At 67.1% G+C, this 13,436-nt stretch carries 8 protein-coding genes; 3 read left to right on the top strand and 5 right to left on the bottom strand.

From position 1 onward, the window contains the following. Window positions 1-180: 180 nt before the first annotated feature. The 4 genes from DEO45_RS01975 to DEO45_RS01960 form a co-directional block, all read right to left on the bottom strand. Window positions 181-3,114 carry a TonB-dependent receptor gene (locus tag DEO45_RS01975; protein WP_114340651.1) on the bottom strand — a complete coding sequence of 978 codons (2,934 nt, stop codon included), beginning with the start codon at window positions 3,112-3,114 and terminating at the stop codon, window positions 181-183. Window positions 3,115-3,313: 199 nt separating this feature from the next. Beyond that, a complete protein-coding gene (fusA, locus tag DEO45_RS01970; protein ID WP_114340650.1) occupies window positions 3,314-5,443 on the bottom strand; it encodes an elongation factor G in 2,130 nt (709 codons plus the stop codon). A 98-nt stretch (window positions 5,444-5,541) separates the two neighbouring features. Continuing rightward, a complete protein-coding gene (locus DEO45_RS01965; RefSeq protein WP_223250746.1) occupies window positions 5,542-6,153 on the bottom strand; it encodes a M24 family metallopeptidase in 612 nt (203 codons plus the stop codon). A gap of 62 nt (window positions 6,154-6,215) precedes the next feature. Continuing rightward, entirely contained in the window at window positions 6,216-6,572 is a 357-nt protein-coding gene (locus tag DEO45_RS01960; RefSeq protein ID WP_114340649.1) for a DUF1304 domain-containing protein, read from the bottom strand. Window positions 6,573-7,219: 647 nt separating this feature from the next. Here DEO45_RS01960 and DEO45_RS01955 point away from each other — a divergent pair. The 3 genes from DEO45_RS01955 to DEO45_RS01945 all read left to right on the top strand — a co-directional run bounded on the left by DEO45_RS01955 (window position 7,220) and on the right by DEO45_RS01945 (window position 12,660). Next, a complete protein-coding gene (locus tag DEO45_RS01955) occupies window positions 7,220-9,970 on the top strand; it encodes a bifunctional diguanylate cyclase/phosphodiesterase (protein ID WP_223250745.1) in 2,751 nt (916 codons plus the stop codon). Between the two features lie 63 nt (window positions 9,971-10,033). Then, window positions 10,034-12,295 carry a DUF1631 family protein gene (locus tag DEO45_RS01950; protein ID WP_114340647.1) on the top strand — a complete coding sequence of 754 codons (2,262 nt, stop codon included), beginning with the start codon at window positions 10,034-10,036 and terminating at the stop codon, window positions 12,293-12,295. Next, window positions 12,292-12,660: a PilZ domain-containing protein gene (locus DEO45_RS01945; protein WP_189339653.1), complete on the top strand. Its 369-nt coding sequence runs from the start codon at window positions 12,292-12,294 to the stop codon at window positions 12,658-12,660. Before DEO45_RS01950 ends, DEO45_RS01945 begins: the two co-directional genes overlap by 4 nt. A gap of 39 nt (window positions 12,661-12,699) precedes the next feature. On the opposite strand, the gene DEO45_RS01940 is transcribed toward DEO45_RS01945, so the two are convergent. Further along, the gene (locus tag DEO45_RS01940; RefSeq protein ID WP_114340646.1) at window positions 12,700-13,434 is read right to left on the bottom strand and encodes a 2OG-Fe dioxygenase family protein; all 735 of its coding nucleotides are present in this window, start codon (window positions 13,432-13,434) and stop codon (window positions 12,700-12,702) included. Window positions 13,435-13,436: the final 2 nt, after the last annotated feature.

Genomic DNA, 13,436 nt, shown 5'->3' with positions numbered 1-13,436 from the left:
GGCCCACGCGCTTGCATCTGCCGCGCTGGCGGCAGGCATGCGGAGTTCCGCGCCGCCACCGCCCTGGTCGGAGTGGGCACAATGGTCGCGGACGAACATCTCGCCGCGTGGCAGGCGCCCAATGAAAAACCCGGGGATCGCTCCCCGGGTTCCATGGCTTTCCCGCGCTTGCCGGGTCGCCTACAGCTTGTAGTTCAACCCCAGCATCACCGTGCGGCCCCAGGTGTCGTATTCCAGCGGGCGAGCCACCTGCACGTTGTTCGGCAGGCCGGAAACCTGCACCGTCTTGTCCGGCGTGTTGGTGAGGTTGCTCACCTGCAACAGCAGGGAGAGGCCGTTCCAGCGGCCTTCGGAGAACGCATAGCCGAGCTGGAAGTCGGTCTGCTTGTTGGCCAGCACCTTGGTGTAGCCGAGCTGGTCGAACAGCGCCACCGCCTCGCCGGTGAAGGACGAGCGGTAGCGCTCGGCCACGCGCACCGACCAGCCGTACTTCTCGTAGTACAGCGCGAGGTTGGCGACCTTGCGCGACAGCCCGGGCAAGGTGGCCGGACCGCCGGGGATCGAGGAGATCGAGCTGGTCGGGATCGAGCTGTTGGTCAGCGAGAAGTTGGCCTGCGCGCCGAAGCCGTCCAGCGCGCTCGCCAGCAGGCCGCCTTCCAGCGCGCCGGACAGCTCCAGGCCGTCCATCTTGCCGCCGGTGCCGTTCGCGGGGCGGCTGAACGAACCGATCTTGCTGGTCGGGGTGAGCGTGGGGTTGTCGTTGGTGTAGTGCGAGAAGTCGTAGTCCAGCGTGGTCTGGTTGTAGATGTAGTTCAGCAGGTTCTTGTGGAAGCCCGCCACGGCGAGGTAGCTGGACTTGCCGAAGTAGAACTCGTAGGAGAGGTCGGTGCCGACCGCCACGTACGGCTTCAGCTTCGGGTTGCCGCCGCTGCCGGACCACAGCACCTGGCCGGCCGCGGGGCCGTCCTGAATCTTTGACACGCCGGCGGAGGTGGCGACCTTCTCGTCGTCGATGCGTCCGCGCGCCATGGTCTTGGCGAGGCCGAAGCGCAGGTACTGGCGGTCGGTGAGATGCGCCACCAGGTTCAGGCTGGGCAGCACGTTGTTGTACTTGGCGCCGTCGCTGATGCGGCCGACCAGGGTGTCGCCGTTGGTCTGCAGCGCGGTGGAGGACTGGTCGGTGCGCACGAACTGCACGCCCACGTTGCCGGTCAGCGGCACGCTGCCCAGCGTGGTGTCGATATTGAGCTTGACGTAGGCGACCGGCACCTTCTCCTTCACGGAGTAGTTGCGGCTCCAGTCGCCCTGGCCGTTGCGCTGGGTCAGGTAGAACTGGTTGGTCAGCGCGGCCAGCACGTCGTAGCTGAGGATACCGGGGATGCCGCCGTAGCCGAGCGAGGTCGGCGCCCACAGGTAGGCCGGGTTCACCGGCGCGCTGAAGTGGTTGTTATAAGTGCCCTGGGTGGAGCCGTTGCCGTTGAGCCAGGCGAAGTCCACGCTGGCCTGCTTGGTCTTGGTGCGCTCGGAGTAGTCCGCGCCGAGCGTGAAGTCGCTGAAGATCCAGCCCAGCGGATGGCTCACCTCCAGGCGCAGCGCCTTGATGGTGTCCTTCTGGTGGTCGAGTTCCTGGCGACCGTTGTAGCCGTAGCCGTCCGGGTCGGTGAACACCACCGTGGAGGGATCGGCCAGGTTCACTGCCGGCGAGAAGTACGGGTAGCCGTTGCCCACCGGCGTGTTGAACGCCACGTTGGTGAAGGCGCCGCCGGCCAGGCCGGTGAACAGGTAGGCGTCGTGCAGCTTCTTCTTCGCGCTGGAGTAGGAGAGGTCGGCGGTGGCCGCCCAGCCGTTGCCGAAGTCGTACTGGTTGTTCCAGCCGGCGGAGAACAGCTTGTCGTGCTCCTTGGTGTACTCGTTCTGCAGGATCGGCGCGATGCCGCTGATCGTGCCGGAGGTGACCACCGGGTAGGGCTGCGCCGGCGTGACGCCGACGTTGGAGTAGCTGACGTTGTCCCACGGGTTGCTGGACCACTGCGCGCCGTTCTTGAACGTCTTGTCGCCGAAGCTGGAGTAGTACAGGTCCAGCGTGGAGTGGTAGTGGTCGCCCGGCGCCCATTCCACCACCGTCATCAGGCCGCTGCGCCGCTGGCGCATCGACTGCGCGCGCAGCTGCATGCCTTCCTGCGAGATCACGTTGTCGGGCAGCCCCGGCGTGTGCGGCGCGCCCCAGTTCTGCTCGGCGCCGGCGCTGCCGTTGTCCACGCTCCACCACCAGGCCTGGTACTGCTTCTCCTGGATCGGCGAGTCGAGGTGCGCGAAGCCCACCGCGATGCCCAGGGTGTGGTCGAGGAACTGGTCGATGTAGGAGATGCTGGCGCGGTGGCCCATGTCGCCCACGCCGCCCGGGTTGAGGTCGCCGTTGGTGGTGTGCTCGCCGCGCAGGTTGACCGCGAAGGCGCGGTTGGGCAGGTCCAGCGGGTGGATCGTGTGCAGGTCGACGGTGCCGGACAGGCCCTGGCCGATCAGGCTGGCGTCGGGCGTCTTGTAGATCGCCGCGCCGCTGATCAGTTCGGACGGGTACTGGTCGTATTCCACGCCGCGGTTCTCGCCGACCGTGGCCTGCTCGCGCCCGTTCAGCGTGGTGCCGGCGAAGTCGGGCGACAGGCCGCGGATCGAGATCATGTTGGCACGGCCGTTCAGGCGCTGGGTGGCCAGGCCCGGCACGCGCGACAGGCTCTCGGCGATGCTGGCGTCGGGCAGCTTGCCGATGTCCTCGGCCGAGATCGCCTCGATGATGTCGTTCGAGTTCTGCTTGGCCTTCAGCGAATTCTCGATGCTGGCGCGGATGCCGGTGACGACGACGGCGTCCAGGTTGCTCACCCTGTTCTCGGATTTCTTGTTCTTCTTGTCGGTGGCATTGGCCTTCTTGGCCGCGGGCGCCGTCTGAGCGCCCGCGGGGGTGGATGCCTGGTCCTGCTGCGGCTGTGCCTGCTGGGCCGATGCGGCCCCGGCCAAGATCAGGCCGAACAGGGCGGCGGCGCAGGCGACGGCCAGCGGCCGCTGACGATGGCGGACAGGCCGCGCAAGCAAATCCGCATGCATGCGTTTTGAATTCATGGTGACCCCTACTGGAATGGTGGGCGCCCCCCGGCACCCGGATGCAGGCCGTGACGCTCCTGCGGGCGACCGATATGCTACCGCCTCGTCGGGTGCAGGGCGTGCCCTGTCATTTTCCTTCAGTACAGGATGAGTGGAGTCACCATGGCGCCCCGCGCTGGCGATCGCCGTGCAGGCGCTGCCCCGGAGAGACGAAGGTCTACTTCGCCTCCTTCTCCATCAGCTTGTCCACCATGCCGGCCGGCACGTCCTGGTAGTGGTCGAACTCCATGCTGAAGGTGCCACGGCCGCGCGTGGCCGAGCGCAGGAAGTTGATGTAGCCGAACATCTCGGCCAGCGGCACGAAGCCCTGCACGAACGCGGAGCTGCCCTTGTGGCCCTGGTCGCTGACCGTGCCGCGGCGGCGGTTGATGTCGCCGATGACGTCGCCGAGGTAATCCGCCTCCATCACCACCTCGAGCCGCATGATCGGCTCGAGCAGTTTCGGCTTGCTGAGCTTCTGCGCCTCGCGGAAGCACTGGCGGCCGGCGATCTCGAACGCCAGCGCGGAGGAGTCGACGTCGTGGTACTTGCCGTCGATCAGGCGCGCCTTGAAGTCGACCACCTCGTAGCCGGCGACCTGGCCTTCCTGCGACTCGGTCTTCACCGCGTGCTCGACCGCCGGGATGTATTCGCGCGGCACGCGGCCGCCGACCACCTCGTCGGAGAACACCACGCCGCTGCCCGGTTCGCCCGGCTCGAAGATCATGGTGACTTCGGCGAACTGGCCGGAGCCGCCGGTCTGCTTCTTGTGCGTGTAGGTATGCTCGACGGTCTTGCCGAACGCCTCGCGGAAGCTGACCCGCGGCTTGCCCATGTTCGCTTCCACGCCCAGTTCGGTGCGCATGCGGTCGATGGTCACCTCCAGGTGCAGCTCGCCCATGCCCTTGAGCACGGTCTCGCCGGTTTCCCTGTCCACCTCCAGCTTCAGCGACGGGTCGGCCTTGACCATCTTGTAGAGCGCGGTGGACAGTTTGTCGACGTCGTTGCGGTTCTTCGGCTCCACCGACACGCTGATCACCGGCTCAGGGAAGCGCATGCGTTCCAGCAGCGCCGGGTGCGCCGGGTCGGCCAGCGAATCGCCGGTCTCGGTGTCCTTCAGCGAGACGAACGCGCAGATGTCGCCGGCGCGCACCTCGTCGATTTCCCGGGTGTCGTCGGCCTGCACCTCGACGATGCGGCCGATGCGCTCCTTCCGGCCGCGGGTGACGTTGAGCAGGGTGTCGCCCTTCCTGATCACGCCCGAATAGATGCGGCAGAAGGTGAGCGTGCCGAACTGGTCGTTGATCACCTTGAACGCCAGCGCGCGCGCCGGCGCGTCGTCGGTCACCGCCTGCTCGCCGATGACATGGCCGTCCTCGTCGACCAGCGCGATGCCGCCGTTCTCGCCCGGGTAGGGCAGGTAGTCGACCACCGCGTCGAGCAACTGCTGCACGCCCTTGTTCTTGTACGACGAGCCGCACAGCACCGGCACCAGCGCGCCGCTGACGGTACCCTGGCGGATGCAGCGCTTCAGCACGGCCGGGTCGAACCCGCCGGTCTCCAGCAGGCGCTCGAAGGCGTCGTCGTCCAGCGCCAGCGCGGTTTCCAGCAGGTCCTGGCGCAGCTTCGGCAGGTCGGCGATCCACGCGTTGTCGGCGCTGGCGCCGAACGTCAGGCGATCCTTCAGCTGTTCCAGCGGCACGGTTTCCCACACGCTGTCCTTGTCGTCGGAGGCCCAGAGGTAGCCCACGCCCGCGACCAGGTCGGCCATGCCGACGAACTCGTCGCTGCTGCCCAGCGGCACCTGGCACAGCAGCACGTTGGCGCCCAGGCGCTCACGGATGCCCTTCACGCAGTGCGCGAAATTCGCGCCGATGCGGTCCATCTTGTTGACGTAGCACAGCCGCGGCACCTTGTACTGGTCGGCCAGGCGCCAGTTGGTCTCGGTCTGCGGCTCCACCCCGGCGACGCCGTCGAACACCACCACGGCGCCGTCCAGCACGCGCAGCGAGCGGTTCACCTCGATGGTGAAGTCGACGTGCCCGGGCGTGTCGATCACATTGATCTGGTGGCCCTTCCACTCCGCGGTCACCGCTGCCGACTGGATCGTGATGCCGCGCTTGCGCTCCTGCTCCATGTAGTCGGTGGTGGTGGAGCCCTTGCCTTCCTTGGTGTCGTGCACGTCGACGATCTGGTGCTTGCGCCCGGTGTAGTACAGCACGCGCTCGGTGGTGGTGGTCTTGCCCGCATCGATGTGCGCGATGATGCCGATGTTGCGGTACAGGGTCAGGGCTTTCTTGCGGGCCACGGGCGGGACTCCGGAAAGGGCTGCACAAAGGCAGCGAGGGGATCGTTCAGATGCTGTCCTTCGCGGGCGTTTTCAATGAGTGTCCGCTTCCGGGCGGCCTACGTCGACAGCAGATCCTCGTGGAACGCACCGAACGGTTCCGTCGGATGCGCGATCTGGATTTCCAGTATCCACAACCCGCTCGATGGCGATGCCTCCAGCTCGCCGAGGTCGCCGCCCTTGTGGATCGAGTGCGGGAAATCGCCGACCCGGTGGCCCTTGATCGCATGGTTGAGCCGCCAGCCCATAGCCGCGGCGCGCTCGCCGGCGAACGCATACAGCGCCTGCCCGCTCAGCCCACGCGAACGCCACGCCGCCGCCACTTCGCCGAACAGCGCGCGCGCCGCCTCCGCGCAGGCCTGCCGTTGCGGCGCGTGGCCGACCACGAAGGTATCGCCCACGTCGCCCTCGTGGCCGTCGAAGACCAGGCCGAGGTCGATGAAGTAGCTGTCGTTCTCGCCCAGCCGCACGCCGGGGTCGGAGCGCTGCCTGTAGGTTTTCACGGTGTTCGCGCCGATGCGGATGATCGCCGGATGCCACAGCCGTTCGACGCCCAGCTCGCGGAAGACTTCGGCGGCCTCTATTTTCGCCTCGTCCTCGCTGATGCCCGGCCGCATGCGCGCGCGGATGCCGTGCAGCACCGCCCAGGTTTTCTCGCGGGCCCGTTGCATGAGCGCGGGATCGAAGCGTGGCCCGACCGCTTCGCGGAAAGGAGGCGCCATGGATGCCGGCATCAAGCCAGGTGAACGAGTACCAGCCCGATCACGGCCGGCAACGCCTGTATCCACAGGATTTTCCGGCTCGCGGTCAATCCGCCGAAAATGCCGGCGGTCAGCACGCAAGCGAGGAAGAACACCTTGACGCCCAAACCGTCGGCGCCGAGCCAGAGGCTCCACGCAAGGCCGGTCGCCAGAAAACCGTTGTAAAGCCCCTGATTGGCAGCGAGTGCTTTCGACTCTTCGGCGAACTCGGCGGTGATGCCGAACGCGCGGCGGCCGGAGGGCTTCGTCCACAGGAACATTTCAAGGATCAGGAACCACAGGTGCAGCAGGGCGACCAGGGCGATCACGACATTTCCGGCGATGGACATGGCACGGGTTCCGGTGGCGGCGGGAGGCGCCTCTTGCGCCGGCGTCGTGCCGCGAAGTGTCGCAGCCGTTCCGGTCCATCGCAAACGCCGGTATGTATCGTTCCATCAGGTAGTGCCGGGCGAGCGGTCTGCGCCGGATGGCGCACGCCGTGGCGGCACGGAATGGCTGTCTCGACCATGCCGGTTTCAGGCAGTTTGTGACCACGGCCGCGCGCCGGACTTTCCCGCGTTGACCGGTGCGCTGAACGGTTCACGAACCCGGACGGCTGGATCGCTCCAGCGGCAACGGCCCCTGCGCATCACGGGCCTCGTTCTGCCCGGCGACGGGCTTTGTATGAACGCAAGCCGCCGATATATGTGATGGACATCACAGTAACCGCCGCGACCGTCGTCGTTCAGCTTGTCTGGAACAGGCATTGCATGCTGCGGATATGTCCACAACAAACATCAACGTGCAATCGCGCATCTCCTGTCCGATGCCGCTTACGGCGGCGGCGGAGCGGGCATGGCTGCGTCGCTTGATCGTCGCGACGACGCCCGTCGAGGTCGCAGAGGTGATCGTTGACCTGGCTTGCGCCTTCCCCGACTGCGAGAGAGCGAGCGTGTTGTGGGGTGGCGAGATCGACGTGCATCCCTGCGGAGCCAGCGTGACCCCCAACGAAGTTGCCTGGTCACAGGCGGCGCTTGGCGGCAATGGCTTTGCCCTCGATGCCGATGGCCGTCGTCTGGCATGGCGGCTGGTGCCGGACGACCGCGCGGTGTTGCTGCTTCATTTCGCTCGCGGACAGTCGGCGGCCAGCCTGCCCATCGCGCTCGATCGGCATTTCGACATGGCCAGCCAGCGGTTGCAGCAGACGTTGAAGCTGACCGGCGTGCAAGGTTCGCACAAGCAGCTGGAGCGTTCGGAAAAGCTGCAGCGGGCGCTGTTCGCGATTTCCGATCTGGCCGGTTCGGACCTGGACATGCCCGAACTCCTGCGCGGCATCCACGAAATCGTCAGCACGTTGATGTATGGCGAGAACTTCCTGATCGTCCGTTATGACGAGGAGCGCGGCACGATGCGCTTCCTCTACTACGCCGACGTCGAGGACAAGGAAGGGCCCGACACCACCCGCGACGTGGCGCTGGAAGGCCGGCGCCATACCCTGACCTGGCATCTGCTGACCGGCGGAAAGCCGTTGATGGGCAGTCAGGAGCAGCTTGACGAACAGGTGAACGGACCGGTCATCAAGGCTGGCCCCGAAAGTGCCGACTGGCTCGGCGTGCCCATGCTGCGCAATGGCCAGGTGCATGGTGCACTGGTGGTGCAGAGCTATCGCGAGGGCACCGTATACACGCTTGAAGACCGGGCGCTGCTGGAGTTCGTCGGCAGCCACATCCTTACCGCGCTCGAACGCAAGCAGAGCAAGAACGACCTGGAGCTGCGCGTACAGACAAGAACACTCGAGCTGGCCGAGGCCAATCATGGCCTGCAACTGGAGGTGCTGGAGCGCCAGCGTGCCGAGCAACTGCAGGGGGCCCTGTTCCAGCTGGCGCAGCTGGCGACCGCGGACATCGACGAGAACAAGTTCTACGCGCGCACCCATGCGGTGGTCGGCGCCCTGCTCAATGCGGAGAATTTCTTCATCGCGCTGATTTCCGACGATCACGAGATGCTCGAATTTCCCTACTACGTGGACGAGGGAGTGCGCCGTACGCTGGTTCGGCCGCTCGGGCACGGTCTGAGCGAATACGTTCTCCGGCGTGCTCGCCCGTTCCTGGGACGACTGGCCGATGTCGAGATGCTGCTGCAGGAAGGCGAAGTCATCCGGCACAACATCGGTGCCCCCGCAGCATGCTGGCTGGGCGTGCCGCTGGTGGTCGCTGACGAGGTGATCGGACTCGTGGCCGTGCAGAGCTACGCAGAGGAGAACGCCTACGACGCCGCGGATCAGGAGCTGCTCAGCTTCGCCGCGCTGCAGATCGCCAACAGCATCTACCGCCGCCGTTCCACCGCTTCGCTGCACCAGGCCAATGCGCAGCTCGAACAGCGGGTGGAAGAGCGCACGCACGAGTTGCTGCAGCAGATTCGCCAGCGCGAGCAGGTCCAGCAGCAGCTGAAGCATCAGGTGATGCACGATTCATTGACCGGGCTGCCGAACCGCGGCTACCTGCGTGATCGACTCGATCGGGTGCTGGCGCTGCTGCGACGCGAACCGGCACGGCGTTGTGCGCTGCTGTATCTGGACGTCGATCGCTTCAAGGTGATCAACGACAGCCTCGGCCATCTGGCCGGGGACGCGTTCCTCAAGGAAATCGCCGGACGGCTGATGCATTGCGTGCGTGAGCCCGACGTGGTGGCGCGGCTCTCGGGCGACGAGTTTGCGATCCTGCTGGAGGGCGTGGAAACCCCCGCCATGGCCGTGATGGTGGCGCAACGCATACTGAAATGCCTGAGCGAGCCGCTGCAGCTGGTGGGCAAGGAGCTGGAGCCCTCGGCCAGCATCGGCATCGCCGTTGCCGACAGGCACTGTCGCTACGACAGCGCCGATGACCTGCTGCGCGATGCCGACATCGCGCTGTACCGGGCAAAGCAGAGCGGCCGCAAGCGTTTCGAGATGTTCGACGAGGCGCTGGCAAAGAACATGGTCGACGTGCTGACGCTGGAGGCCGAACTGCGCCATGCGTTGCAGCACGACGAGTTCGAGCCGTACTTCCAGCCGATCTGCAGACTCGGGGACGGTCGGGTGGTCGGCCATGAGGCACTGCTGCGCTGGAACCATCCGGCGCGCGGCCTGCTCAGGCCCGAGGATTTCATCAGGATCGCCGAGGACAGCGGGCTGATCGAAGCGATCGACTGGAGCATGTTCGAACTCAGCTGTCGCCAGCTCATGCTTCGTGACCGCGACGATACGTTCATGACGCTCAACGTCTCGGCGAGGCACCTGCGCTATGCCGATTTCGACACGCGCCTGCTCCAGTTGCTCCAGTCCACCGGCCTGCCGAATTCGCGCCTGATCATCGAAGTCACCGAAGGCGCGCTGCTGGACGACGCCGAACGCGTGCACGCCACGCTCGAACGATTGCGCGTGGCAGGCGTAGGCGCCGCGCTCGACGATTTCGGTACGGGTTATTCGTCGCTCAGCTACCTGCACTCGCTGCCGTTGCGCATGTTGAAGATCGATCAGGTCTTTGTGCAGAAACTGGACGAAGTCGGCCCCACGAGCAACACCAGCGGTGTCATGGTGGAGGCGATCCTGGCGCTGGCGCGCGCGCTGAACATCCAGGTGGTCGCCGAAGGCATCGAGACCCAGACCCAGCGCCGGATGCTGCTGGACATGGGCTGCGAGCTCGGTCAGGGCTATCTGCTGGGTCGGCCAGGCGCCCTTCCGGTGCCGCCGGATGCGTTTGGGACATGACACGACGGTGCGGGCGGATTTCCAGAATCTTGACGGCGGAGGTGGGCTGAATGTCTGCCATTTTTGACCGATACCGGCTTGATCGGCCCGGTGGCGATGGAATGCCGTGCGGGTCTGGAGGTTGTCATGACTGATGAACAGACAGGTCCGCGCACTGGAGGCGATGCCGATTCGGTGCGCCATCCGGACGCACGCTGGCCGGCGCGCACGCGCCGCCTGCTTGGTGAGCTGCGTACGCTCTGCGCCAACTGGCTGGATGAGCCGCTGGGGCGCAGCCTCGACCATTTCGACATGAGCCTGCACCGGCAGTCCCAGCTCACGGCCAGCCATCTCGAACAGGAGCGGTATCTGGCTACCCGGCTGCGGTTGCGCGACGAGCGCAAGGCGTTCGATCAGCGCTTCATCGCCAGTGTCGATCAGGCATTCGACCGCCTCGGCATGCCCATCGCCAGGACCGCGGCGGCCGCCCCGCAAACGCTGAGCCTGCTCGACCCGCTGGAGCACGAACTGGCTGCCGCGCTCGATCAGCTGGTCGCACGCAGCGAGGCGCGCGGCGGTCCGCAACTCATCGAGCTGGGTTATCGGTTTGCCGTGCTGATCGGGGCGCCGCCACTGGAGAGCGAAGCGCTGCCGATCGGGCCGCAGGCCATGGCCGGTGCCTTTCGCGAGGCCAGTCGCACGCTGGGTCTGCCCAGCGTGCACGAGTTGCTGCTGCTGCAGAGCCTGGAGGGCAGCCTGATCCAGGGGCTGGCGCCGCTGTACGAGCTGGTCAATGCCCACTTCTGCGCCGATGGCATCCTGCCGCGGCTGCGCCCGTTTGCGTTGCCGCGCACCGCGCCACGCCGCGACCCGGCCAGGCAGGAGACGCCAGCCATGCCGGCCGTGCCGGCGGTCGCCACGCAGGCCGTCGCGTCGCCGTCGCCGCGTGCAGCGCCCGTGCCGTCGTGTGTGGGTGGTGCCTTTGGCGCGCGGAACAACAACGCGGTCACTGACGAGGAGCTGCAAGCCGCGCTCGCCGCCTTGCAGGCGCACCTGTGGGATGCGGACGAGGGGACCCGCGTCGATCTGAACCGTCCCTCGCGCCTGCGCGAAGAGCTGCTCATCCAGCTCAGCGTCGGGCGCCCGGGCCAGGCCGCGCGCGCCAGCCTGTCCAGCGAGCAGGACGATACGGTGGAACTGATTGTGCGCCTGTTCGGCCAGATCGCCCGGCAGTTGCCGCCCGCCAGCGACGCGCAGACCCTGATTCGTGATCTGCAGCTGCCCATGTTGCGCATGGCGCTGATCGATCGCGGGTTCTCCGAGCAGCATGACCATCCCGCGCGCAAGGTGCTTGGCCGGATCGCCGAAATCGCCCGCGACTGGCTCGATGACGCTGGCGGGTTGTCCGACCGCGGCTTGCGCATGCAGTTGGGCCAGCTGATCGAACGTGCCGGTCATGAAGCGCCCGGCGTGGCGCTTTATGTCTCGCTGCTGGACGACATCGAGCAATACCTCGCCTACCTGCAGCACAAGACCCAACTGGCAGAGCGTCGCCAGGTGGATGCGATGCAGGGGCTCGAGCGCCTGGAGCAGGCGCGCCACCGGGTGGGCGAGTTGCTGTCCCCTCGCCTCGCCAGGGCGTCGCAGATGCGCGGTCAGCTCGATCAGGCGTGGTCGGATGTGCTGGCGCTGACCCTGCTGCGTCATGGCGAACAGAGCCAGGTCTTCGGAACGCGACTGGCGGTCACCGACCAGTTGCTCGGCGCGTTGCCGGTGGGCGATCGCCACAAATTGCAGCTCGAAGTGGAAGCCGGCCTGCGGCAGATCGGCATGCCGGACGAGGAGCTGGCCACGCTGGCCCGGCGGATGACGGAAGCGAGCCGGGAGGGATCGTCCGACAAGCCCGCCGGCGCCGACCAGCTCGCCGCGCGACTCGGGAGCCGTGAGCGGCCGGACGATGACCCGCGAGACGCGGGCGTCGCGCCCGCCGTGCATGCGCCCGACCTGGCCGCGAGTGCGCCTGGCCCCGATGTGTTGCGCGTGCATCGACATCTTCGCGCACTGCCGCCCGGGGCATGGTTCGAGTTCGCCGATCCGGCCGGCGGACGCGCGACCCGGCGGCGGCTGGTCTGGTATTCGTCGTTGACCGGGCACAGCCTGTTTGTCACGCGCAGTGGCCAGCGGGCGGAGGAGCTGGGCGAGCTGCAACTGGCGCGCGAGATCGCCAGCGCCCGTGTGCGCGAGATCGCCTCGGAGCACGAGGACGTACTCGATCACGCCTGGCGCGCGGTTACCCGGGAGCTGGGCCGGCAATCCCATTCGCCCCGCCAGGGAGGTGACGCATGAACCAGGCTGGCCACCATCCGCATCAACACGATCGCGACCAGCGTCGAACCCGGCGCAAACCGGTCGCCTTCGCGGCGACGGTGATGGACGTCATCACCGGCGAGCCGATGGGTCAGATCGGCAACCTGTCCGGTACCGGCATGCTGTTGATCTGCCCGGCGGCGCCGCAAAGCGAGGCGATCCACCAGGTGCGCCTGCCGCTGTCCGGCGACGGCGCCGTGCCGCAATACATCGAGGCAGGCATCCAGGAGCAGTGGCACGAGTCGCCGGGTGCGGCGGACCTGGTCTGGGCGGGCTATCGCATCATCGCGATCAGCGAAGAGGACGACGCGCGGCTCGACGCGTGGCTGGCACTCCCCGGCTGAGATTCGTGCCAGGCGGGAACTGCCTTGCACGGGCGTGTCTCACGTCGCGCCGGTCACGGCCTTGAACGTCACCACCAGCACGTCGCGATGCGCGGGTCGGGCTGGATCGAGCGGCGTCACCGCGGTGACGCCGTGCAGCACGCGGGCATCGTCGACTAGCGCCGCATCCAGCGCATGCGTGAGCGTGAAACTGCCCAGCACGGCGCCGTCACGGGTGTGGATCGTGGTGGTGCCGCTTTCGATGTTCTCGCGGTCGATCAGCAGCACCAGCACGTAGTCGACGCCGTCGCGGTGCACGCCCTCGGGGGTGGGCTCGCCGGCCTCGTCCGCACGCGCCTCGATGCGGAACTGGTGCACCTCGACGTGCCAGTGGCTTACAGCAGGGGCCAGCGCGCCGAAGCAGTCACGGCAGAAGCCGAGGATGCGGTGCAGGCTGGCGCCGTCGGCGATCGCCGGCAGCACCGGTTCGAACCAGCGCTGGATGTCGCCCTGCAGCGGGTTGTACGCGAGGCTCTGGTAGTGCGGCTGGTGTGCCTCGCGGCGGATGCCGCCATCGGCGTCGGCGGAGAACGTGGCATGCCGGCGACGCCGGTGACGGCCGCTGGCGGCGAGGTAGGTGTCCGCCGCCAGGTCGTTCCAGCTGGCGACGAAGGCGGGCCAGTCGCCCAGCGTCGGCGCATCCAGCAGGTGGCGCATGATGTCGGCGGTGACGAAGGCGAAGCCGTCGCGCTGCAGCCGGTCGTGCAGTGCGGACGTGTCGGGGAGGGGAGTCATCC

Source organism: Rhodanobacter denitrificans, from assembly GCF_003335105.1.
GTDB classification, from domain to species: Bacteria; Pseudomonadota; Gammaproteobacteria; order Xanthomonadales; family Rhodanobacteraceae; genus Rhodanobacter; species Rhodanobacter denitrificans_A.
This window is presented reverse-complemented; position numbering and strand designations above follow the sequence as displayed.